We start from the raw sequence: 22893 nt of genomic DNA, 5'->3' as shown, positions 1-22893 counted from the left end.
TCAGAGGTGGAAGCGTGGTGACACGTGGAGCTGACTGATACTAATCGGTCGAGGACTTAACTAACAAGTTTGATAATGACATTATCTAGTTTTGAGGGTGCAAAAGTTATTATAAAAAACTTTTAAAAAGTCATTGACTTTTGAGTGAGATTTGATATAATAGTTATTGTCCTTAAGGAATTGAATCAAGTGATGATAGCGAAGAGGTCACACCCGTTCCCATACCGAACACGGCAGTTAAGCTCTTCAGCGTCGATGGTAGTTGGGGGTTTCCCCCTGTGAGAGTAGAACGTCGCTTGGTTTATGATTATTCCGCAGTAGCTCAGTGGTAGAGCACTCGGCTGTTAACCGAGTGGTCGTAGGTTCGAACCCTACCTGCGGAGCCATTTTGGAGAGCTGTCCGAGTGGCCGAAGGAGCACGATTGGAAATCGTGTAGGCGGGTAACCCTGTCTCAAGGGTTCAAATCCCTTGCTCTCCGCCACATGTTTTCAGCACTGTTATACTGGCCCGTTGGTCAAGCGGTTAAGACACCGCCCTTTCACGGCGGTAACACGGGTTCGAGTCCCGTACGGGTCACCATTTTATCCTGGAGGATTAGCTCAGCTGGGAGAGCACCTGCCTTACAAGCAGGGGGTCGGCGGTTCGAGCCCGTCATCCTCCACCATTTAATTAATAAAATTAATATATATATCTTATTATCGCGGGGTGGAGCAGTCTGGTAGCTCGTCGGGCTCATAACCCGAAGGTCGCAGGTTCAAATCCTGTCCCCGCAACCAAATGGTCCCGTGGTGTAGCGGTTAACATGCCTGCCTGTCACGCAGGAGATCGCCGGTTCGATCCCGGTCGGGACCGCCATTTAAGTTGGCTCGGTAGCTCAGTCGGTAGAGCAGAGGACTGAAAATCCTCGTGTCGGCGGTTCGATTCCGTCCCGAGCCACCATCTTAAATAAAATATATAGCAAGCAATTATTATTAAGCCGACTTAGCTCAATTGGTAGAGCAACTGACTTGTAATCAGTAGGTTGGGGGTTCAAGTCCTCTAGTCGGCACTCTTTAATCGGAGGGGTAGCGAAGTGGCTAAACGCGGCGGACTGTAAATCCGCTCCCTGTGGGTTCGGCGGTTCGAATCCGTCCCCCTCCACCATTTTTATAGGGGCATAGTTTAACGGTAGAATAGAGGTCTCCAAAACCTTTGGTGTGGGTTCGATTCCTACTGCCCCTGCCAAATAATTCAATAATGGCGGTCGTGGCGAAGTGGTTAACGCATCGGATTGTGGTTCCGACACTCGTGGGTTCGATTCCCATCGGTCGCCCCATTTAAATTATTGTAAGGATTACTCAAGTGAGTAATATTATTTATAATAAACTGAATATAGTATATAAAGTTCTTAATTAATGGGCTATAGCCAAGCGGTAAGGCAACGGATTTTGATTCCGTCATGCCCTGGTTCGAATCCAGGTAGCCCAGCCATTATGCGGAAGTAGTTCAGTGGTAGAATACAACCTTGCCAAGGTTGGGGTCGCGGGTTCGAACCCCGTCTTCCGCTCCAAATATGGCGGTATAGCCAAGTGGTAAGGCAGAGGTCTGCAAAACCTTTATCATCGGTTCAAATCCGGTTACCGCCTTTTAATTTACTTCTGCCGGGGTGGTGGAATGGCAGACACACAGGACTTAAAATCCTGCGGGGGTTGACCCCGTGCCGGTTCGAGTCCGGCCCTCGGTATCATTAAACCTCTTACAAAAGTAAGAGGTTTTTAATTTCAGATTTAATTGGACAATTAGTCCTTCCTATATTATAATTATTTTATAACTTTTTGGCGGTGTGGTGGAATGGCAGACACGCCTGACTCAAAATCAGGTATCTTCACGGATGTGCAGGTTCAAGTCCTGTCACCGCTATATTGAAATCAGGGAAGAGGATTTTGCAGAGATGCAGAATCCTTTTTTTATTTATATAGTAAAAGGTAAGGAATAGAATAGGGTTTATATATTCTTTATCTTCATCGAGCAAATAAAAATGATCTTCATACGATTATCATAAAGAAAGGCAACGACCATTATAGTCACTGCCTTTCTTTAAGGGGCTATTCTTCATTTAGAAATGCTCTTCATTACATTTTTACATATTTACGTTTTTGCTTTGCAGCAAGCCAATCAAACTGTTTTGGTTTTCTTTTATTTGCTAAAGTAACGACTAATCCTGTTGTTGCTATTAGTAAGCTTGCAGCAGCTACTTTAATAGTAAATTGTTTTGCATCTTTTAATTTCTCGTTATTGTATCGATCAAGTTCCTTAAGGGTATCTTGTGTAAAATCAATTCTGTCGTTTGTTTCTTCAATCAAACTACAGACACCTTCGAAACTTTCGACCAAAGGATTTTTTTCTTCATTTACCAAAGGATCTGTCATAGTTATTCTCCTCCTATATTTAACCTATAAAGAAGAATTCTATGAGAAAATAAATTATACCTTTATTCAAATTTCTACAAATCTTTCAATACACTTGCTATTAGCTAATTAATAAAGTTCTGATGATTATTGAGCTTACTAATTTAGACATTTTCTATTCTCGACCTTTCCATATTCTAAGCTTAACCATGCTAGAACACTTTCGACAAAAAATGATTTTATTCTTGAATTTATGACATATTTATGATAAATTTAATTACAAGTTCATTAAAAACCTACTAAATACATATTACATTTGTATTAGTAGATAAGCACTTATAACTTGATAACAACGCAGTGTATTGATTCATTCGAAGAACGATACATTGCGTTTTTTTATATTAAAAAGTCTATTATTAAAGGCTTTTGTGTCATAATTAGATAAAGAAATAATTTTCTGACTAGAATAGAAAATATAATTTGTAAATTAACAGGCAGTTAGGTGATTCTTGTGAATATAAAAGAATTTCAAAAAAAATTGATTTTATATAGTAAAGAAATTGGAATAGATAAGATTGGATTTACAACTGTTGATCCGTTTTTAACATTAAAAAATCGTTTATATAAGCAGCAGGAATTAAATTACCAATCGGGTTTTGAGACAAAGGATATTGAACGAAGAGTAGATGCAAGAAAAATTATGACAGAATCTAATTCAATAATTGCAATTGCTCTAGCTTATCCATCTAAAATGAAAAATCCTCCTAAAAGTAAAAAAGGATCTACAAGAGGTATCTTTTGTAGGGCTTCATGGGGGGAAGATTACCATATCGTTGTAAAAAAGAAATTACTTCAGCTTGAGTCATTTATTTTATTACATTATCCAAATGCAAAGGTTCAGTCGATGGTCGATACTGGAGAGCTAGTAGATCGAGCTGTAGCTGAGCGAGCAGGTATAGGTTGGAGTGCTAAAAATTGTTCAATCATTACGCCAGAATTCGGTTCCTATGTGTATTTAGGGGAAATGATTACCTCATTACCTTTTGAAGCAGATTCGCCTATTGAGGAACAGTGTGGAGAGTGTACAAAATGTCTTGATGTTTGCCCGACAAGCGCTATTGTTTCTCCAGGTCAATTAAATGCTAAAAATTGTATTGCTTTTTTAACCCAATCAAAAGAAATGATTCCTGTTGAGTTTCGAAAAGAACTGGGAAATCGAATATATGGTTGCGATACATGTCAGACTATTTGTCCTAAAAATAAAGGGGTTAATTTTACGCATCATACTGAGATGGAACCTGATCCGGAAACTGTAAAACCTTTATTACGCTCAGTATTACAGGTAAGTAATAGAGAGTTTAAAAGTCAGTTTGGTCAAATGTCTGGGTCATGGAGAGGAAAGAATCCTATTCAGCGAAATGCTATTATTGCTTTAGCACATTTTAAAGATGAATCTGCATTAGAGGATTTAAAGCAATTAGCAAAAAAAGATGCTAGACCAGTAATAAGAGGTACAGCTATCTGGGCTATTTTTGAGATTGAAGGAAAGACCAGTACACCATTTATTGAAAGTTGTTTACAAAAAGAGCAAGATGAGATTGTACTTAATGAAATTAATGCTGTTCTTTCAAAGTAATCAATAATGAGTGGTATAATCTCTTATTTTTCAACATCGTATAGAATAAGAATATATGTTGAAAAGGGGGATTATCTTGTTTAATCGTGAACTTTTAGAGCGTTATTTAAAAGAACGATTACAACTTTATTTTGGTGAAGGACATCGAAGTCATCCTATTCAAGAAAAAGAATATCAGGCCATCAGGCGTAAAGTTGAATTATATAATAAACGTAATACTTCATTAGTAAAAGTATATGGAAATCTTGATGTAAATAATATTTGGAATGAACAGGATATAACGTATATAAATTATACCTTCCATACGCGATATTTTTTAAAGCAAACCGATTTATATTTTGAAGAGGATCAACATCAAAGACAGATCGCGATTGAAAATGATGAAATCTTATATGACATAGCGTTCCCGATTGATAATCAAGTTGAAAATTATGAACTCGAAGAAGACGATATAGGTGATAGTGAATCATTAGATCGAAATAACAGATATAATCGCTTTAATGCTGTTAAATATGCTGAAACCTGGTGGGATGGCCATAATAAAGAATATCCATTGTATGCAAATGATTGTACTAATTTTATCTCTCAATGTTTAAGGGCTGGAGGTATTCGAATGGTTGGAATGCCAAAACCAGGGACAGGGTGGTGGTATAGAAATCATTCTAATAGTAGTTATAGCTGGAGAGTTGCTCACGCATTAAGAAGATTTTTACCTTCACCTAAAACTGGAATTAAAGCAGAAGAGGTGCCTTCTCCAAAAGATCTTACATTGGGGGATATTATCGTATATGATTTCGAAGGTGATGGAGTATGGAATCATTGTACAATCGTTGTTGCTAAGGATGAAAATGGTGAACCGTTAGTGAATGCACATACTGTAAATAGCCGTAAAAGATATTGGTCTTACTATGATTCTTCTGCTTTTACGGAGAATATAAAGTATAAGTTTTTTCACTTCGTTGATGACTTTTCTAATCCTCCAATGGAATAATACCTTATTAATTACGAATTTGTTATAATATAAAGCATTGAAACAATATAGAGGTGAAAAAGATGGGAATACACGTTGTATTATATCAACCACAAATTCCAGCAAATACAGGAAATATTGCACGTACTTGTGCAGGAACAGATACAAGTTTACATTTAATCCGTCCGTTAGGTTTTTCAACTGATGATAAAATGTTAAAAAGAGCTGGTCTTGATTATTGGGAGCATGTAGATATCCATTATCATGATTCTTTGGACGATTTATTTGATAAGTATAAAGACGGGAAATTTTATTTTATAACTAAATTTGGGGAAAAAACATATTCAAACTTTGACTATACAAATTTAGATGAAGAGATTTTCTTTGTATTTGGTAGAGAAACAACAGGGCTTCCGAAAGAGTTAATTGAAAAAAATATGGAAACTTGCTTACGTATACCAATGACAGATCATATTAGGTCACTAAATTTATCAAATACAGCTGCAATTTTAATTTATGAAGCTTTACGTCAGCAAGATTTCCGCGAGTTGTTGAAGGTAAAGGATTATTCTAAATAATAAAAGTCACCATATAAATGGTGATTTTTTTTGTATTAATTTAAGAGTTTATCAAAGAGTACAAAAAAAGATGCTTCCATAAAACGGTCTAAATTAAAATAAGATCCGCGTTTAGAAGCATCCTTTAAAAAATATTATCTGTTTTTCAGTCCAGGTTTGTCATTATAGCCGCCTGTGAAAATTGCTGCTAAGAATGATGCTGTTACTAATAAAATTAATACTAGTCTCATCAGTATGTATCCTCCCAATTGAAAAATTCCCAACACCCTAAACCTTATTATACAAAAAAAACATAGAAATATGAAAGTAAAATTATGAGAATTGGATTTCGATAAAATATATTTTCCTACTCAAAGATATAGCATGAGTACGGACATCCTTGCATATCCTTTAATAATCTCTCTTACAGATGAGAAGAAGGAGGTACTTGTCCATGGATATTTTAAAGAAACTTGAGCAGCACCGGGACATGGAACAAAGATTGAAATGGGAAGGCACTTTTGCTGAGTATCTTGAAATGTTAAAAGAGGAGCCATTGGTTGCACAAACTGCACATTCTAGAATTTATAATATGATTAAAGACGCAGGTATTGAAGAAGTGAATGGTAAAAAAACCTATAGTTTCTTTAATAACAACCTATATGGATTAGAAGAAGCGTTAGAGAGACTCGTGGAAGAATATTTCCATCCTGCTGCCAAGAGATTAGATGTAAAAAAACGTATTTTATTGTTAATGGGTCCTGTAAGTGGTGGTAAATCTACACTGGTAACGATGTTAAAGAGAGGCTTAGAAAATTATTCAAGGTCTGATCAAGGTGCAATCTACGCAATTAAAGGTTGCCCAATGCATGAAGATCCATTGCATTTAATTCCTAACCATTTAAGAGATGATTTTTTCACAGAATATGGAGTTCGAATTGAAGGAAATCTTTCACCTTTAAACTTAATGAGACTTGAACAAGAGTTTGGTGGAAGAATAGAAGATGTTATGGTAGAAAGAGTATTTTTATCAGAGGATCGTCGAGTTGGTATTGGTACTTTTAGCCCGTCTGATCCAAAATCTCAAGATATTGCAGATTTAACAGGAAGTATTGATTTTTCAACAATTGCTCAATTCGGATCAGAGTCAGATCCACGTGCCTACCGGTTTGATGGTGAGTTGAATAAAGCGAACCGTGGAATGATGGAATTCCAAGAGATGTTAAAATGTGATGAAAAGTTTTTATGGCACTTATTATCCCTGACGCAAGAAGGAAACTTTAAAGCAGGGCGTTTTGCATTGATTTCTGCGGATGAATTAATCATTGCTCACACGAATGAAACAGAGTACAGATCCTTTATTAATAATAAGAAAAATGAAGCATTACATTCTCGAATAATCGTAATGCCAATTCCTTATAACTTAAGAGTGAGTGAAGAAGAGAGAATCTATCAAAAAATGATCTCTGAAAGTGATGTTTCAAATGTTCATATTGCTCCTCATACTTTAAGAGTTGCCGCAATGTTTACAATACTTACTCGTTTAAAAGAACCAAAACGAGGAGATATTGATTTAGTTAAGAAGATGCGTCTATATGATGGTGAAATGGTAGAAGGCTATAACACTGTTGATTTAGAAGAGCTGAAGAAAGAATATTTAGATGAAGGTATGCATGGTATCGATCCACGATATGTCATTAACCGTATTTCATCTACAATTATTCGAAAAGAGATCCCTTCAATTAATGCTTTAGATGTATTACGCTCATTAAAAGATGGTTTAGATCAACATCCATCTATTTCGAATGAAGATCGTGAGCGTTATATGAATTTTATCTCAATCGCAAGAAAAGAATATGATGATATTGCAAAACAAGAAGTTCAAAAAGCCTTTGTTTATTCATATGAAGAGTCTGCAAAAACACTTATGGATAATTATCTTGATAATGTAGAAGCATATTGCAATAAGAATAAGCTTCGTGATCCTTTAACAGGTGAAGAGATGAATCCAGATGAAAAGTTGATGCGTTCGATTGAAGAACAAATTGGCATCTCTGAGAATGCGAAGAAAGCATTCCGTGAAGAAATATTAATCAGAATCTCTGCCTATGCAAGAAAAGGCAAACGTTTTGATTACAATTCACATGAAAGATTAAAAGAAGCTATCCAAAAGAAACTTTTTTCGGATCTGAAGGATGTTGTGAAAATTACGACGTCCACAAAAACTCCTGACGAGCGTCAATTGAAGAAAATCAATGACGTTGTCAGTAGATTAGTTGATGAATATGGTTATAATTCAACATCAGCAAATGAATTATTACGCTACGTAGGTTCATTACTAAACCGATAAATTGTTTAAGCGGCTATCTATTAGATAGCCGTTTTCTTTTGCAATTAATAACGTTTATCCTATAATGATGATAATGATTAAATAGAAGGGTAAGGTAATGTATATGAAAAGAATTCAAATAGCTGAGAATCTTGAGTTTTCACAAATTATTCACGGATTATGGCGTTTAGCTGAATGGAAAATGACATCAGAACAATTAGTCGCTTTTATAGAAGAATGCATTGATTTAGGAATTACAACATTTGATCATGCCGATATTTATGGTGGTTATACTTGTGAAGAGATTTTTGGAAAGGCTTTAGCAATAAAACCGGAGCTTCGTGAAAAAATCCAAATCGTTACAAAATGTGGGATAAAGTTAAAGTCATCAAAGTTTCCTGAACTTAAAATGAATCATTATGATACTAGTAAAGAGCATATCTTAACGAGTGTGAACAATTCATTGGAAAATCTACAAACAGATTATATCGATTTACTGTTAATACATAGACCAAATCCATTTATGAATCCAAAGGAAATCGCAGAGGCGTTTAATCAACTTCAATCTGAAGGAAAAGTACGCCACTTTGGGGTATCCAACTTTTTACCATCTCAATTTAATGCATTACAAGAATATCTAAACATGCCTTTAGTAACAAATCAAATTGAAGTTTCGCCAATGCAATTAGAGCATTTTGAAAAGGGAACAATTGATTTATTACTTGAAAAAGATATTGCTCCAATGATCTGGTCCCCATTAGCAGGCGGACAAATTTTTACTAGTCAGTCTGAAACAGCGGTACGAGTTCGAGCGATGCTTGAAGAGATTTCTAGTGAAATTGGTGCAAATTCAATCGACGAAGTAATGTACGCATGGTTATTAGCTCACCCCGCTAAAATGATGCCAATCATAGGGTCTGGTAAAATTGAACGTGTCAAAACAGCAGTTGAATCTACAAAGTTAAGTATGTCAGCGGAACAATGGTTACGAATTTACGTAGCTGGAATGGGGCATAATTTACCTTAAATAAAAAAAGTGGAAAACTTTTTACTAGTTTTCCACTTTTTTTGTTCTTTTTTAAGTATTGTTACATATAGTTAAAGGCAAAAGTTTATTGGAATTTTTATATAAATATATTTATTTTTAAGGACTCGTCCTATTTTCTGAAAAAATGGGTGTAAAATTTAGAAGAAACATTGTCAATTATTGTGTCCTTCTGCATATGATAGAGTAATCCATAAAAAAGGGTAGAAAATCACCTACCGAATTAGTTTATGCAATTGTGTATTACTGTGTGACGATTTTTTTATTTTTAAAATAAATCATAACAAGTAAGGGAGGGAAAGAAAATGAGTAATGAAAATAATGAACATGAACAAAAGCATAATTTTACCATTTCACAGGAAGACTGGACCCTCCATCGTAAAGGACACGACGACCAACAGCGCCACCAAGAGAAGGTACAAGAGGCGATTAAAAAGAATTTAGCAGATTTGATCACAGAAGAAAGCATCATCATGTCAAATGGGCGCGATGTAGTAAAAATCCCAATCCGGTCACTAGATGAGTATAAGATTAGATACAACTACGATAAAAATAAACACGTTGGTCAGGGTACTGGAGACAGTAAAGTTGGCGATGTAGTGGCAAGAGATGGTTCACAAGGCGGCCAGCCGCAAAAAGGTGCTGGCAAAGGGCAAGGAGCAGGTAAGGAATCAGGCGAAGATTATTATGAGGCAGAGGTTTCACTAATGGAATTAGAGGAAGCTCTTTTTAGTCAGTTAGAATTACCAGATCTAAAAAGAAAAGAACAAGACTTAAATACAGTAGAAAATATTGAATTTAATGACATTAGAAAAACTGGGTTAATGGGTAACATTGATAAAAAACGTACAATGATGTCTGCGTTTAAACGTAACGCAATGAGTGGTACGCCATCATTCTATCCTATATCTCCAGAAGACTTAAAGTTCCGTACATGGAATGAAATTAGAAAACCGGAATCTAAAGCCGTCGTACTCGCAATGATGGATACTAGCGGAAGTATGGGCTTATGGGAAAAGTATATGGCAAGAAGCTTCTTCTTTTGGATGACTAGATTTTTAAGAACAAAATATGAATCAGTTGATATCGAGTTTATTGCACACCATACAGAAGCAAAAGTAGTTACAGAAGAAGAGTTCTTCACAAAAGGAGAAAGCGGAGGAACGATCTGTTCATCTGCTTATCGAAAAGCTTTAGAAGTAATTGAATACAAATATTCTCCAGAAAGATATAATATCTATCCATTCCATTTCTCTGATGGAGATAATTTAACATCTGATAATGCTCGCTGCGTAAAATTAGTTCAAGAATTAATGAAAGTGAGCAATATGTTCGGATACGGAGAAGTAAACCAATACAATCGACACTCTACACTAATGTCCGCATATAAAAACATTAATGATGAAAAATTCCGCTACTACATCCTTAAACAAAAATCAGATGTTTTCCATTCAATGAAGAGCTTCTTTAAACAGGAGTATGAGAAGGCAGCGAAATAATAGCTGTACAATCGATTTAAATGAAGTACGAATAGAATAGAAAGTGAAACCAGAAAAGCCCGGTAGAGGGTTTTTCTGGTTTTTTGTCATGAATACTCAAAGTTTAATGAATGGCATAGAGGATCTTATTCAACATATTTGCAGTATAGTTGACCAATATTGTTAAAAAAATGAATAGGGTTTTCCTTTTGTTGAAATAATCGGGGTACATATTAAAAGTGATGTGTGATTGTAAACAGGGTTGGACTGAACAGATGAGTATTCCCAAAAGCTTCTGGTAATTTCATAAGCCCACCTTTATCTGTAATTTAATCTTGAAATTCCATCATTTCATCAATCAGAGAAGAAACACGATGATTTAGTTGTTAGCTTTTTCCTTTTATTAGTTAGTGATATATATTACAACACCTTGTATAATTGTGATAAATCAAACAATAAAAACATAGCTAGTGTAAAATAAAAGTTATGTAAACGAAGATAGCAGTATACTGTGAAATACCCCGATGAAAAAGGGTATTTTTTTTGTGAAGACAGGAGCGAAAGAAAGGAAGATATACTTGAAAACACTTTATGTTTGTTACACTTGTGAATCCTCTATAAAATGGGAAAATGTAACCCAAGGATTAGAAGTTACCATCGAGGAGATTCGGCTTGAAGTAATGAGTAAACTGTTGAAGTATGATTATTTTTTTGTGAAAAATGAAAAAGGGTATAGTTTAATCAATTCCTCTTTAGTACGGTATGTACGTATTGTTCATGAGAAGACCGAATCAAAGAAAGTAAATTAGATTTAATAGAAGCCTTTATTCTATAAGGGTAAATAGCGTTGATAGCTCTTCTATATTTATGTTATCCCTCTATAAATTAACGAAGCAAAAAAGATGGATAGGATATAGAAGAATATTGGATGTACCATCCAGCAAATGATAAACATTTTTACAGATAAATGACAAACAGTTACATTAAATTTAAAGGGGAAAACAGTGTGGGGAGAATAGAGAGAAGACAGCAAAGAAAATTATCAAAGAAACTATGGAACCGTTTATCTTCCAAAGGCTTCCTTTTTAAAATATTATCGATAGTCGCAGCGTTAGTTGTATGCTTTTTATTTATTATGAATATCTTGATTTGGACAAGTGATGTGAGTAAATTGGAAGATCCTGCACCGCAGCCGACAATCATCTTTGATCAAAAAGGAGAAGCCACAAGTAAGATCTCAGTATCAAACATCGAGGGAGTCAGCATAAAGCAAATTCCAACAAATATGATACATGCCGTTATTGCAACTGAAGATCAACGCTTTTACAAGCATAGTGGTATTAACTATTTCGGGATTGCAAAGGCGCTACTAAAAAACTTAGTAAGTGGAGAAATTGTTGCAGGTGGAAGTACAATTACGCAACAGTTAGCCAAAAATGCTTTTCTAACACAAGAGCGTACCTATACAAGAAAGTTAAAAGAATTGATTTTGACAAAAAAGATTGAAAGAGTATACTCGAAAGATGAAATTTTAGAGCGTTATTTGAACCAGATCTATTTCGGAGAAGGTGCTTGGGGTATTCAGCGTGCAGCCCAAGTGTATTTTGGGAAAGATGCGGATCAGTTAACATTAAGCGAATCAGCGATGTTAGCGGGCATCATTAAGGCTCCTTCTAACCTGTCGCCTTTTAAGAATTTCGATAAAGCAATTAATCGTAGAAATACTGTGCTGTCATTAATGGAAAATGAAGGCTATATTAGTCAAAGTGAAGCTCAGAAGGCTAAGGCGCAAACAATTGTATTAGCAGATAAGAAAAATAAAGATTACCAAGGTAAATATCCATATTATGTAGATTATATTATTGATGAGGCGATCAATAAATATCATCTGACACCAAACGAGGTTCTTTCAGGAGGACTCCATATTTATACCGAATTGAATCCTGCCATTCAAAGTGCTGTTGAAGATGTGTATAAAAATAACAATTTGTTTCCTAAAAGTCAGTCTGATCAAACCATTCAAAGCGGAGCCATTCTGATTAACCCTTCAACAGGAGGTATTACTGCCCTTGTTGGCGGACGTGGTGAGCATACTTTTAGGCAATTTAATCGTGCTACTCAATTAAAACGTCAGCCTGGGTCCACAATGAAACCATTGGCAACTTATACTCCAGCGTTGGAACAAGGATATGATATTTTTGATAACTTAGAAGATCATCCTATTAATATCAATGGCTATCAACCTCAAAACTCTGACAATCAATTTCATGGAGAAGTTACGATGTACGACGCCCTTATCCACTCTTATAATGTACCTGCTGTTTGGTTATTGCAAAAAATAGGATTAGAAAATGGGATAAATGCAGTAAAGCGTTTTGGTATTCCATTAGGTAAAAAAGATCAGACTCTTGGTCTAGCTCTTGGAGGTATGAATGAAGGAACATCTCCTTTAAAAATGGCTCAAGCATTTTCCGCCTTTCCAAATAACGGAATTATGGTAGAAGCACATGCGATTCAAAAAATTGAGAATGCAGATGGAGAGACGATTGGGAAATGGAATAAAAAACAAACTCGGGTGACCGAGGCATCCATCGCTCAAAAAATTACATTTATGCTCAAGGGTGTTGTCAAAGAGGGAACTGGAGTTAAAGCACAAATAGAAGGCAGAGATATTGCAGGTAAAACAGGAACTACTCAGCTGCCTTTTTCTACTGTGAACGGAGCAAAAGACCATTGGTTTGTAGGGTATACTCCAAACATCGTTGGGGCTGTTTGGTTAGGCTATGATAAAACAGATAAAAATCATTATTTGACATCATCAAGTAGTCAAACCGCGACTGTAATATTTAAAGAAATTATATTGAAATCTGGAAAGGAAATTCCGCCCAATAAGTTCGATCTACCACTACTTGGAAAGAATTATAAAAAACAATTAGAAAAGAAAAAGAAACAAGAGGAAATGTACAGAGAAGAAGAGAAAGTGCAAGATGATGGTTGGCAAGAAGACAAGCATGAAAAGAAGGAGCATAAAAATAAAGGAAAAGGAAAAGGAAAAGAAAAAGGAAAAGAAAAAGGACATGGAAATGGAAAAGGTAAAAAATGGAAGGACTAAAGAAGCGACCCGACATAATTAAAAGTCGAGTTTAGTAAATCTATATAAAATTCGTAGAAAGTGAGAAACAGAGAGACCCCATTGAGGGTTTTTCTGTTTTTTTGTCATAAATACACAAAGATTAATAAATGGGATAGAGAGGATTCTTATTCAACAAAATGGTAGTTTAGTTGAGTAAGAAACAACAGAAATAAATAAAGTAATTAAGTGAGTCTTATAGTTTTTTTGTTATTAATATAGTAAATAGAATTACATTTATATATTTCCAAAATTATTAAATAAAATTTTCATTAAAACTTCATTAATTTATCACAATTCCAATCTATACTTTCTTAGGGATTTATAAAATATTAAGGGGAAAACAAATGGAGATAAAGACACTATTAAATTCAGTTCAATCTGAACAAGTTTCTTCGAAAAAGACGTCTCTTTACAAAACGATTTGGAGATGGCATTTTTATGGAGGAATGATTTTCTCACCTATCTTAATTTTATTAGCAATTACTGGTGCGATCTATTTATTTAGACCATATGTAGAACCGATGTTAGGTAAAAATCTATACTATGTGGAACAAGGTAGTAAAGAAATTACACCAAGCTTACAGTTAAAAGCTGTAAAGGATAAATACCCTAATGATGCGATTACATCTTTTACAGATGTTAAAGATCCAGAACGTGCAACCGAAATTGGGATTGCAAAAGGTGATGTTAGTTACACAGTTTTTGTAAACCCATACACAGGTAAAGTATTAGGTAAATTACAAAACGATCAACGGTTAATGGAGATTATCGTAAAATTACATGGTGAGATTATGGTTGGTAAAATCGGAGATAATCTTGTTGAATTATCAGCTTCTTGGGCAATTATTTTATTAGCAACAGGATTATATTTATATTTTCCACGAAATAAACAATCATTTTTAAGTGTTCTTCGCATTCGAATGAGAAAAGGATCGCGAGTATTTTGGCGAGATTTACATGCGAGTACAGGATTTTGGATGACGATAATTTTGTTAGTTCTCGTATTATCTGGGTTACCTTGGGCTAGTTCATTTGGTGAACGATTAAATACGTTTGTTGCAAAAGCAAAGCTTTCAAATGCACCTGAACATTTATGGGATGGTAGTATTAAATCAACAAAAATTAATAAAGATGTTGCTAAAACACCATGGGCAGCTGAAAATATTCCAATTCCTGAATCTGTTTATAGTAATAAAGGAATGTTACCGATTGAAAATGTAGTTAGAATTGCTGAACAAACAAAAATTTATCCTGGATATACAATTACTATGCCAGAGGGAGATAAAGGAGTTTACTTAATATCTACTTACGGATGGGCAGCGGGAAGCGTTAAAAATTATGTAACGATGGATATTGATCAATATAGTGGGAAAACACTACTTGATTATCGTTGGAAAGATTATAGTACGTTTGATAAAACAGTTGAAACAGGGATAGCTTTACATGAAGGACGATATTTTGGCTGGGCAAACTTAATTATTAATGTGATAGCATGCTTATCACTTGTATTAATCGTAGGAAGTGGAATTACTATGTGGTGGAAGCGCCGTCCAACGGGAACAGTTGGGATCCCAAAAGCAAGTGAAGGAAATAAATTCTATTTAGGTGTTTTATTGATCTCAGTAATTTGTGGACTTTTAATGCCAATGGTTGGTATATCAATCTTTGTAATAGGTTTAATCGAGTTTATTGTTAAATTTATAAAAAAGAAAGTTCGTCAGATTGGTATACAATAAAAAAAGTAATTTATGATTAATTCATAACTGAAATATGCTAAGTTAACAAATAAAAGTTTGCTTAGCTTTTTTAGTAATAAAAAAACATTAGAGATAAACAGAGGTATATCGTGAAAATAATAAATGGATTTATACTATTATTGTTGGCTGTAACAATTTTTTATGGATGTGGCAAGTCAGAAGAATCAGCGGTTTCAAACAAATATTTAGATAATATAAATGTTAGTCTATCGGATCAACCAACATCCAAGGATTCAGAACATAGCTATGAGGTAACTTTAAAAAATAACGAGAATAAATTTGTTAACGTTGATTCAGTAGAAATAATCTTAAAAATGAAAAGCATGAGTCATAAAGCAGATGGTAAATTAAAGAGAGTATCAAAAGGTGTTTATAAAGGAAAAGTGAAATTACCTATGAATGGTTCATGGGACAAGACAATCGTATTAAAACAAGATAAATTTGTTCGTAAAGTGAATGGGGTATCTTTAAAATAAAAAAATTAGTAATAAAAATATCTTTATGTATGTAAAATTGATAAAACCTAATGCAACTAACGCATGAGTTAGTTGCATAAATAATTCTTACTTATCCTGAAACTGAAAAAAGCATCTTATTTGGATAATTACTCCTATTAATATGAAAAATAGACCGATATTTTCAAAGAAACGGGGACCACCAAAAGAATTAAAATATGTTAGAGCAACAAGTAATGTGCCACTTGCGATATAAATTGCAGAAACAACCTGTTTCATAATTCTCTCTCCAATATTGTTGAATTTTTTTAAGAAATTTAGTTATACATATGAATACTTTTAATTCAATAAAAATAACACTATTTCCTTCTTATGTGCTATTCCGCCGATCAGGTTGTTTAACTAAAGCAATACGTTAGTTGCATAAGAAGGCATAATTATTTTGAATATAACCAGGGAATAGCTGGCGGTATACCCGCTTCAAATAAAAGATAAATAAATACGAAATCACAACAAATTAATACCCCAAAAAGTATTACAAACACAGAAAGTAATGGTTTTTCTCTTTTCCAAATTCCAACGATCCCACAAAAAATACTGGATAAGCCAAGGAATAACTCGAAAAGTGCTACTGGATATACACTATAATGCTCCATTACAAAAACCCTAAGAAAGTTAAATACAGTATTAAACAAAATATATAACAGCTGCAAAATTAATCCCCAAACAGGAACCTTCATAAAAAAACACCATCCTAATTGTTAACTCCTTTTGAAGTATAACAACTATTTAACAACAAGTCTTTGAAAATATTAGCAATTCCTTATTCGACTAAACTGCCATTTTGGCATAAGAAAAAGCGATCTTCTATTGAAGAATCACATGCGTTAGTTGAACAAGAAGTATCATAGACATCGAAAAATTAATTCCTTTTATATTTTATAATCTCTTTTACTGAGTTTGCATCTTGATTATCCAAGCTTTTATAATTGAACTTATTCAATGTATTCTGCTTAATAATGGCACCATTATTCGTAAACCAAATTAAAAAGCTATACGATTTTTCATTCTCAGGAACTTTTAACGATAATTGAATATCGTAATCTTGTAAATTACCTTTTGGTTTATTAATTGTTTTACCGAACACTAAAATCTCTTCTAATTTATCTATCTTGGACTGACTTTCCACATTCACTCGTTTAAAATCTGTTCTACTTTTACTTTTATAACCTACCCAAACTTCATTAGATGACTTAGTTTTATTCATTTTAACATATTGAAATCCACCTAAAAATAAGGTGAGAATTGATATAATACTAATTACTAGATATCTTTTTTTCAAAACTAATTACCTCCGATTTAAATAAAATTTGAGTATATACATACCATATTTTACCATAATGATTAGGGTGAGTTTTAAAAATATTCCTACACTACCATAAGAAAAAGCTACCGAAGCAGCTTAATGATTGTTCAACTATTGCATGCGTAAGTTGCATAAGATCTTTTGAATGAAATGAAGTTATTTTGGTTCAATCTTTTTTCGATTTTTAATTTACCTCCAACCCATAATTGAGAAAGCACAAGATCCAATAAAAAGTAATCCACTAAACTAGAATCACTCTGTAATAGTACGAGGAAAAGGTGATAAAGAAAGAGAAGTATACTTCAATACTCGAGCTGAAATTTGGTTATTTAGATACTTGAACGAACGAGACGATTCAGATCCTGCATTATTTGTAACCGAAAGAGCACCACGTCGGTTAAGTATTGCTCAAACGCGCCATATAATTAATGAGGTTTCTTTACAGGCAGAGTTTAATAAGAAGATTTCACCCCACCAACTAAGACACAGTTATGCAACCCATTTAATGGATAATGGAGCTCCAATTGAAGTAATCCAAAGCTTATTAGGTCACGAAAAGAGTGAAACAACACGTATATATGCGAAACTGAGTGGAAAGCAACGCCAAGATCAATATTGTAAATACTTTTAAAAAAGGAATTGCAACGCTCCATTTAATAACTTCTTATAAAGCTGAGCATGCTGATAAGGAAAAAGGGTGTATTATGAAATTTCTCTTCTATAAAGATAAACCAGAAAGCCAGGTAGTGGGTTTTTCTGGTTTTTTGTTGTAAAAACCAACGATAAATATTTTCCAACAAAAGATCAAAATGTGTTATCGTTAAATAGGATTTTCTAGAGTAGAAAAATGAGAAAGGTGTGCAGAAGTGTGATTAAAAGAGTATTTTTGATTTTATTTACTGTGATTTTATTATCTATATTTGTGGGTTGCGGACAAATCACTGAACAGACTTCGTCAAAAAAAGTGGAATCCCCAACGAGCACGGCTTCTAAGACTGTTGAAAACATTAAGAGTACACCTGCAGATGACACAGAAAAAACAAAGAGTGATAGTGAACCGAGCAAAAGTGTTCCTGCTTCTAGCACTTCAAAGGCAACAGGTACAACAGACGGATTTGATTATAGCAAATATACCCTAATTGTAGTAAACGGCGGGGATATGTCAGGAGATAGACAGCCGAATGTCAAAGTAGATGTCGGATATGGAGAACGGGAATATTGGGCGTATACAAATGAATACGGTCAGCTAATTCGTGTTGAGGCGAAAAAGATAACTCTTCAAAATTCGAATACGGATCATGTTTTGTCATCAGGTCGATATTACTCTGATGAAGCAAATGTTCCTGGTACAGAGAGTCCAACCTTGGATAAAGGGCATGTGATTGCTGACTCGCTTGGGGGAGTATCAAACGCATATAACATTACACCTCAGAACAGCAATCTCAATAGGCACGGTGATCAAGCTTATATGGAAAAAGTGATTCGAGATGCAAGAGGTTGCACTGATTTCGTAGCAGTGATTCACTATCCCAATATTAGGACGCAAATTCCTAATCACTATAAATTCACATATAAAATTCAGGGCAGATCCATTACAGATGAATTTGACAATGTAAACCCAGATGAAGTTAACAAAAATTTAGGGAAAACGACAGGTACTAGCAGTACTCCACCGAAAACAAACAATGTGCCTGCAAACAAAACGAAAAATAGTAATGAAGACGTTAGTAAAGTGGATACAAATCATAACGGAAGTGTTACGATCGCTGAAGCCAAAGCTGCTGGATTTAAAATGCCAATTACGCGCGATTCATGGCTCTATAAATATATGGATGATCGAGATGGTGATGGCTTAGTAGGCGAATAAATGAGGTTATGTGGTGATTCTTTTCTTCTTATTGAAGTAAAGAGGCAAGTTATAAAATGATGCTGGTTTTAATTCCCTTGATAAGTGTTTTGATCTTATGAATTTGTTAATACAGCATCATTGATATTTTGGAATTATAGAGTTTCTTATGCAATTAACGCATGTACATCAAAATCGACTATTTAGTCGATTTTTTTTATTGTGCTTTCTGGGAGAAGATATTGTATGGATCTAAGTATCTTTTTTTTTGCATGGGTAAATATAATCCTAAAATACATTAGGCAGGGTTTATATGAAGACAAAATTTTTTATATTAATCTCAATTAGCATGTTCATTTTTCTTATTCAACCTTCTGTAATTAAAGCAAATCAAAATGAAATAAATAATAAATTACTTCATGATACATTGCTGACTACACTCGATCCTTATATTTCAAAAGGTGTAGAAGATTATTATGGATATCACAAAGCGTATGGTTTGTATGATGCGAAAATATTAAATATTAATAGGGATAGAGAAGGTAGTTTTAGCTTTACAGCAAAAGTCCAAGTGAATACTTTTGAACATGCACACAATCCTCCTTATGGAAAGGAGACAATGATCTTTCATATAAGCCCAATGGGAATTAAGAAGATTAGTTTTGTTCATGAGGGCGATCAAGAGGAAAGGAAATTTAAACAGTTTTATAGTGAGACGATTTCAGATATAAAGCAATCGTTTAATTTAAATTTAGAGCTATATTCAGAATATAATTATTCGCAGCTACAATATAAAGCAGAAAAAGAAAAGGAATACAAATCCCTTACCAATATTACTGAGGAGATTATTAATAACATTTTGAATCCAGAGGTCCATCCACCTTATAAAAATGTGATTTCTCCTGTTACCTTTATAAAAGGGAAAAAAGCATATATCCTTTTTAAGAAATCAGATGGAACAAATATACTTTATGAAGTGAATAAGCAAAATAAGAGATGGGAAGTTGTAAAAAAGATGAATAAGAATGGTAAGAAAATGAAAAATGAATTGCTTTGGTATTTGTAGAATAATGTATTGCTTATGCAAAGAACACAGACTACATCCTTAAACAAAAGTCAGATGTGTTCAATTCGATGAAGAGCTTTTTCAAGCAGGAGCATGAGAAGGCAGCGAAATAATCGCTGTACAATAGTATAAAATGAAGTACGATTTGAATGGCAAGTGAAAAACAGAAAAGCCCCTTATAGGGTTTTTCTGTTTTTTAAGATTTAGTGTTTAATCAATAGTGAAGTCCGAGTTCTTATTCATCATAATGGAAAGTAGTAATCATAAAAATAGATCTCTTTTTACATTTGACATTATATTTGTTCAGTTTTGAATGTGGATTTTGCTACTTTTTCTGGCATTGTTAAGAAAATAACTGCGATGACGATACATATACCACCTAGTAATTGGTATACTCCGAAAGATTCTTTTAGCCAAGTAATAGAAACAATAGTTGCTACAAGTGGTTCAATACTAGATAAAATACTAGTCTCTGTTGCTGATAAATATTTTAGGCTACCGATGTAGAGAAGAAAAGAAACTGTACCAATTATTATAATTAAAATTAGCATAGAGAATATTGACAGCGTAAAGGTTTGTGAAAGCTGTTTCCATTCAAAAGAGTGATTGTAAATAAATAATGCAATACCTCCAATTAGCATACCCCAGCCAATAATAAGAGTCGTCCCCCATGTTTGTATAAGGGAAGTAGGGTGAAGTGTATAGAAGGTAAAACCAATAGCTGTTAACAGTCCGAATAAAATAGTTTCCTTAGACATGACAATATTATGGGCTGATCCATTTGTAATAATAAAGTATGTGCCGATCAGTGCAGAGACAATTGCTACTGCTTGCGTAGTAGAGGGCAGTTTTTTATTTTGGATTGCAACGTAAATAGTAATTAGAACTGGTCCTAAAAATTGAAATAGTGTAGCTGTCACGGCGTTGCTAATATACACAGTTTCAATAAAAGCATATTGTGCGCCAAGCATTCCAAGGATTGAGAAAATGATAAGGTGTAATAGATGATGTGGTTGTTGCAAAATACGAAATATATTTTGTTTTTTTGTAAGTAAGAAACATAAAATAAAGACCCCAGCAAGTAAGAGGCGAATGACTAAATAGTCGATTGATGATATTGTCGTACGTTGAAAAAACCATTGAATTAATGGACCTGATAATCCCCATAAAGTAGCTCCTGTAAGAATCATAAATAGTCCAAGACGTCTGCTGTTTTGCATAATCATGATGCTCCTTTCAAACATTGATTTTATTCGATTTACATGATAAAAAGTATTATATATAAACTCTGGTACTGTATAAAGTATCAGTAATTCATTTAGTGAGGGGGTCAGATTTCATGTTAGAGTTAACACCAAATTTGAATATTGAGTCAAAAATGCCGATGTATGTACAGTTATATGGGTATATAAAAGAAGAAATAAGAAGTGGAAAAATCCCTCCTATGACGAAGCTTCCAGCAAAAAGAAAGTTAGCAATGTATTTAGAAGTGAGTAAAAACACAGTCGAATCAGCATATGAACAACTTCTGGCAGAAGGGTATATTGAATCAGTTTCACGCAAGGGGTATTTTGTATGTGAAATTGAGCAAATGATGCTCACAGAGAAAAAAAGAGAATTCGTTAATGAAGTATTATACGGAGAACAGATCTATAAATTTGATTTTACACAGACGGGTGTAGATCCAAAGACATTTCCATTCGCTGTCTATCGTAAAATTTCAAATGAAGTATGGCAACAAGAAAATAAGGAACTTCTATTTCTTGGTCATCCTCAAGGTGAATCCAACTTGCGTGAAGAGATTGCGAAATATTTATATGAATCAAGAGGTGTTAGATGTTCATCGAGTCAAATTGTAATAGGAGCCGGAACCCAATTTTTAATAAGAATCTTGTTTCAGTTACTAAAGGGAAGGAATTTTGCAGTTGAAAATCCAGGGTATCATCGAAAGTTGGTTGTTTTTGAGAAGGGAGAAGAAAATGTTCAAATGATCCCACTTGATGAGGATGGGATCTCTATTGCAGCCTTAGAAGCTAGCAATGCGAAAGTTATTTTCGTTACACCGTCTCACCAATTTCCTTGTGGAATGATTATGCCAATTAAAAGAAGAGGACAACTATTACAATGGGCTCAAGAGGAGTATGGACGTTATATTATTGAAGATGATTATGATAGTGAATTTCGTTATTCTGGAAAACCGATTCCAGCATTGCAGGGACTTGACGCAGAGGGAAACGTAATTTACATGGGGACATTTTCAAAAGCTTTACTTCCATCATTACGAATGAGTTATATGGTGTTGCCAAAACAGCTGATTAAATTGTATCATTCACAATATTTATTCTACACACAAAGTGTTTCGAGAATTGATCAAGAAATCATTAGAAGATTTTTAAACGAAGGACATTGGGAAAAACATATTAATAAAATGCGAGTTGTTTATAGAAAAAAGAGAGATGTACTTATTTCGGCGATAGAAAGGTATTTTTCTAATAAAGTGGAAGTGATAGGAGAAGATTCTGGCTTACATATTTTATTAAAGGTTCACAATGGAATGTTAGAAGAAGAGTTAATAAAAAGAGCGGCTGAAAACAGTATTAAAGTCTATCCAGTTTCAATGTATTATAGCGAAGGGAATAATCCGAAAAATACAGTCTTACTTGGATTTGCTATTTTATCAGAGGCTGAGATTGAAGAGGCTATTCGATGGTTGTATAATTCATGGTTTAAAATATAACATGATACTAAAATAATTCTCGATTACTTTAGATCTGTTTAAAAGCCAACATGCATAAAAAAGTCTGTAATTATAGATACAGGCTATATATTGTGTTCTATTCAATGAAGAGCTTCTTTAAACAGGAACA

Annotated in this window: 17 protein-coding genes, 16 tRNA genes, 1 rRNA gene and 1 pseudogene; 30 read left to right on the top strand and 5 right to left on the bottom strand. The window is 34.1% G+C overall.

The features are described 5' to 3' along the window. Positions 1-185 precede the first annotated feature (185 nt). The 17 genes from rrf to ACFWM3_RS13540 all read left to right on the top strand — a co-directional run bounded on the left by rrf (position 186) and on the right by ACFWM3_RS13540 (position 1900). Positions 186-301: ribosomal RNA gene (gene rrf, locus ACFWM3_RS13620) — 5S ribosomal RNA — on the top strand. 10 nt (positions 302-311) lie between these two features. Beyond that, positions 312-386, top strand: a tRNA-Asn gene (locus ACFWM3_RS13615). Between the two features lie 4 nt (positions 387-390). After that, positions 391-482, top strand: a tRNA-Ser gene (locus ACFWM3_RS13610). Between the two features lie 23 nt (positions 483-505). Next, positions 506-580, top strand: a tRNA-Glu gene (locus ACFWM3_RS13605). Between the two features lie 9 nt (positions 581-589). Then, positions 590-665 (top strand) — tRNA-Val (locus tag ACFWM3_RS13600). Positions 666-700: 35 nt separating this feature from the next. Continuing rightward, positions 701-777, top strand: a tRNA-Met gene (locus ACFWM3_RS13595). A gap of 3 nt (positions 778-780) precedes the next feature. Further along, positions 781-856, top strand: a tRNA-Asp gene (locus ACFWM3_RS13590). A gap of 8 nt (positions 857-864) precedes the next feature. After that, positions 865-940: transfer RNA gene (locus tag ACFWM3_RS13585), tRNA-Phe, on the top strand. A gap of 36 nt (positions 941-976) precedes the next feature. Beyond that, positions 977-1049: transfer RNA gene (locus tag ACFWM3_RS13580), tRNA-Thr, on the top strand. Between the two features lie 10 nt (positions 1050-1059). Further along, positions 1060-1144, top strand: a tRNA-Tyr gene (locus ACFWM3_RS13575). 7 nt (positions 1145-1151) lie between these two features. Next, positions 1152-1225, top strand: a tRNA-Trp gene (locus ACFWM3_RS13570). Between the two features lie 15 nt (positions 1226-1240). Beyond that, positions 1241-1316, top strand: a tRNA-His gene (locus tag ACFWM3_RS13565). An 80-nt stretch (positions 1317-1396) separates the two neighbouring features. Then, positions 1397-1471, top strand: a tRNA-Gln gene (locus ACFWM3_RS13560). A 4-nt stretch (positions 1472-1475) separates the two neighbouring features. Beyond that, positions 1476-1550, top strand: a tRNA-Gly gene (locus ACFWM3_RS13555). Between the two features lie 5 nt (positions 1551-1555). After that, positions 1556-1626, top strand: a tRNA-Cys gene (locus tag ACFWM3_RS13550). Positions 1627-1640: 14 nt separating this feature from the next. After that, positions 1641-1724 (top strand) — tRNA-Leu (locus ACFWM3_RS13545). Positions 1725-1817: 93 nt separating this feature from the next. Next, positions 1818-1900 (top strand) — tRNA-Leu (locus ACFWM3_RS13540). A 212-nt stretch (positions 1901-2112) separates the two neighbouring features. On the opposite strand, the gene ACFWM3_RS13535 is transcribed toward ACFWM3_RS13540, so the two are convergent. Next, complete coding sequence (locus ACFWM3_RS13535) at positions 2113-2409, bottom strand: hypothetical protein (RefSeq protein WP_056467865.1); 297 nt, start codon at positions 2407-2409, stop codon at positions 2113-2115. A 490-nt stretch (positions 2410-2899) separates the two neighbouring features. Here ACFWM3_RS13535 and queG point away from each other — a divergent pair, with 490 nt between their 5' ends. From queG to ACFWM3_RS13490, 9 genes are all read left to right on the top strand, one after another. Further along, the gene (queG, locus tag ACFWM3_RS13530; protein ID WP_390311658.1) at positions 2900-4024 is read left to right on the top strand and encodes a tRNA epoxyqueuosine(34) reductase QueG; all 1125 of its coding nucleotides are present in this window, start codon (positions 2900-2902) and stop codon (positions 4022-4024) included. Positions 4025-4100: 76 nt separating this feature from the next. Beyond that, positions 4101-5015, top strand: coding sequence for an amidase domain-containing protein (locus ACFWM3_RS13525; RefSeq protein WP_056467860.1), 915 nt, complete (start codon positions 4101-4103; stop codon positions 5013-5015). Positions 5016-5077: 62 nt separating this feature from the next. Beyond that, complete coding sequence (gene trmL / locus ACFWM3_RS13520; RefSeq protein WP_056467857.1) at positions 5078-5572, top strand: tRNA (uridine(34)/cytosine(34)/5-carboxymethylaminomethyluridine(34)-2'-O)-methyltransferase TrmL; 495 nt, start codon at positions 5078-5080, stop codon at positions 5570-5572. Positions 5573-6005: 433 nt separating this feature from the next. Next, positions 6006-7901 (top strand): PrkA family serine protein kinase, encoded by a 1896-nt coding sequence (locus tag ACFWM3_RS13515; protein ID WP_056467854.1) that lies wholly within the window; start codon positions 6006-6008, stop codon positions 7899-7901. Between the two features lie 103 nt (positions 7902-8004). Further along, the gene (locus ACFWM3_RS13510; protein WP_056467909.1) at positions 8005-8907 is read left to right on the top strand and encodes an aldo/keto reductase; all 903 of its coding nucleotides are present in this window, start codon (positions 8005-8007) and stop codon (positions 8905-8907) included. 323 nt (positions 8908-9230) lie between these two features. After that, positions 9231-10424, top strand: a complete 1194-nt coding sequence (gene yhbH / locus ACFWM3_RS13505; protein ID WP_025671718.1) for a sporulation protein YhbH — start codon at positions 9231-9233, stop codon at positions 10422-10424. A gap of 946 nt (positions 10425-11370) precedes the next feature. Then, a complete protein-coding gene (locus tag ACFWM3_RS13500; RefSeq protein WP_390311657.1) occupies positions 11371-13515 on the top strand; it encodes a transglycosylase domain-containing protein in 2145 nt (714 codons plus the stop codon). A 365-nt stretch (positions 13516-13880) separates the two neighbouring features. Further along, positions 13881-15272, top strand: coding sequence for a PepSY-associated TM helix domain-containing protein (locus ACFWM3_RS13495; protein WP_390311656.1), 1392 nt, complete (start codon positions 13881-13883; stop codon positions 15270-15272). Between the two features lie 110 nt (positions 15273-15382). Beyond that, positions 15383-15769 carry a FixH family protein gene (locus ACFWM3_RS13490; RefSeq protein WP_390311654.1) on the top strand — a complete coding sequence of 129 codons (387 nt, stop codon included), beginning with the start codon at positions 15383-15385 and terminating at the stop codon, positions 15767-15769. Between the two features lie 87 nt (positions 15770-15856). On the opposite strand, the gene ACFWM3_RS13485 is transcribed toward ACFWM3_RS13490, so the two are convergent. The 3 genes from ACFWM3_RS13485 to ACFWM3_RS13475 all read right to left on the bottom strand — a co-directional run bounded on the left by ACFWM3_RS13485 (position 15857) and on the right by ACFWM3_RS13475 (position 17090). Beyond that, positions 15857-16027, bottom strand: coding sequence for a hypothetical protein (locus ACFWM3_RS13485; RefSeq protein ID WP_390311653.1), 171 nt, complete (start codon positions 16025-16027; stop codon positions 15857-15859). Positions 16028-16185: 158 nt separating this feature from the next. Beyond that, complete coding sequence (locus tag ACFWM3_RS13480; protein ID WP_390311652.1) at positions 16186-16404, bottom strand: hypothetical protein; 219 nt, start codon at positions 16402-16404, stop codon at positions 16186-16188. Positions 16405-16670: 266 nt separating this feature from the next. Further along, a complete protein-coding gene (locus ACFWM3_RS13475; RefSeq protein WP_390311651.1) occupies positions 16671-17090 on the bottom strand; it encodes a hypothetical protein in 420 nt (139 codons plus the stop codon). Positions 17091-17367: 277 nt separating this feature from the next. Between ACFWM3_RS13475 and ACFWM3_RS13470 the strand changes: the two are divergent. The 3 genes and pseudogenes from ACFWM3_RS13470 to ACFWM3_RS13460 form a co-directional block, all read left to right on the top strand. After that, positions 17368-17745: pseudogene (locus ACFWM3_RS13470) on the top strand (tyrosine-type recombinase/integrase); the annotation flags it as partial. A 240-nt stretch (positions 17746-17985) separates the two neighbouring features. Then, entirely contained in the window at positions 17986-18981 is a 996-nt protein-coding gene (locus ACFWM3_RS13465) for a DNA/RNA non-specific endonuclease (RefSeq protein ID WP_390311665.1), read from the top strand. Between the two features lie 292 nt (positions 18982-19273). Beyond that, positions 19274-20026, top strand: a complete 753-nt coding sequence (locus ACFWM3_RS13460; RefSeq protein ID WP_390311650.1) for a DUF3888 domain-containing protein — start codon at positions 19274-19276, stop codon at positions 20024-20026. A 293-nt stretch (positions 20027-20319) separates the two neighbouring features. Here the strand turns inward: ACFWM3_RS13460 and ACFWM3_RS13455 are convergent, their stop codons facing one another. Beyond that, positions 20320-21246 (bottom strand): DMT family transporter, encoded by a 927-nt coding sequence (locus ACFWM3_RS13455; RefSeq protein ID WP_390311649.1) that lies wholly within the window; start codon positions 21244-21246, stop codon positions 20320-20322. A gap of 119 nt (positions 21247-21365) precedes the next feature. Here ACFWM3_RS13455 and pdxR point away from each other — a divergent pair, with 119 nt between their 5' ends. Continuing rightward, positions 21366-22763 (top strand): MocR-like pyridoxine biosynthesis transcription factor PdxR, encoded by a 1398-nt coding sequence (gene pdxR / locus ACFWM3_RS13450; RefSeq protein ID WP_056467839.1) that lies wholly within the window; start codon positions 21366-21368, stop codon positions 22761-22763. The last annotated feature ends 130 nt before the right edge of the window (positions 22764-22893 follow it).

The organism is Gottfriedia sp. NPDC058432 (assembly GCF_042721555.1).
Lineage (GTDB): Bacteria > Bacillota > Bacilli > Bacillales > Bacillaceae_G > Gottfriedia.
This window is presented reverse-complemented; position numbering and strand designations above follow the sequence as displayed.

What these genes read in the sequence shown, in the direction of transcription:
- ACFWM3_RS13535 (WP_056467865.1), bottom strand. Translation starts at nt 2,409, where the DNA reads ATGACAGATCCTTTGGTAAATGAAGAAAAAAATCCTTTGGTCGAAAGT.
- trmL (WP_056467857.1), top strand. Translation starts at nt 5,078, where the DNA reads ATGGGAATACACGTTGTATTATATCAACCACAAATTCCAGCAAATACA.
- ACFWM3_RS13515 (WP_056467854.1), top strand. Translation starts at nt 6,006, where the DNA reads ATGGATATTTTAAAGAAACTTGAGCAGCACCGGGACATGGAACAAAGA.
- ACFWM3_RS13510 (WP_056467909.1), top strand. Translation starts at nt 8,005, where the DNA reads ATGAAAAGAATTCAAATAGCTGAGAATCTTGAGTTTTCACAAATTATT.
- yhbH (WP_025671718.1), top strand. Translation starts at nt 9,231, where the DNA reads ATGAGTAATGAAAATAATGAACATGAACAAAAGCATAATTTTACCATT.
- ACFWM3_RS13500 (WP_390311657.1), top strand. Translation starts at nt 11,371, where the DNA reads ATGACAAACAGTTACATTAAATTTAAAGGGGAAAACAGTGTGGGGAGA.
- ACFWM3_RS13495 (WP_390311656.1), top strand. Translation starts at nt 13,881, where the DNA reads ATGGAGATAAAGACACTATTAAATTCAGTTCAATCTGAACAAGTTTCT.
- ACFWM3_RS13485 (WP_390311653.1), bottom strand. Translation starts at nt 16,027, where the DNA reads ATGAAACAGGTTGTTTCTGCAATTTATATCGCAAGTGGCACATTACTT.
- ACFWM3_RS13480 (WP_390311652.1), bottom strand. Translation starts at nt 16,404, where the DNA reads ATGGAGCATTATAGTGTATATCCAGTAGCACTTTTCGAGTTATTCCTT.
- ACFWM3_RS13460 (WP_390311650.1), top strand. Translation starts at nt 19,274, where the DNA reads ATGAAGACAAAATTTTTTATATTAATCTCAATTAGCATGTTCATTTTT.
- ACFWM3_RS13455 (WP_390311649.1), bottom strand. Translation starts at nt 21,246, where the DNA reads ATGCAAAACAGCAGACGTCTTGGACTATTTATGATTCTTACAGGAGCT.
- pdxR (WP_056467839.1), top strand. Translation starts at nt 21,366, where the DNA reads ATGTTAGAGTTAACACCAAATTTGAATATTGAGTCAAAAATGCCGATG.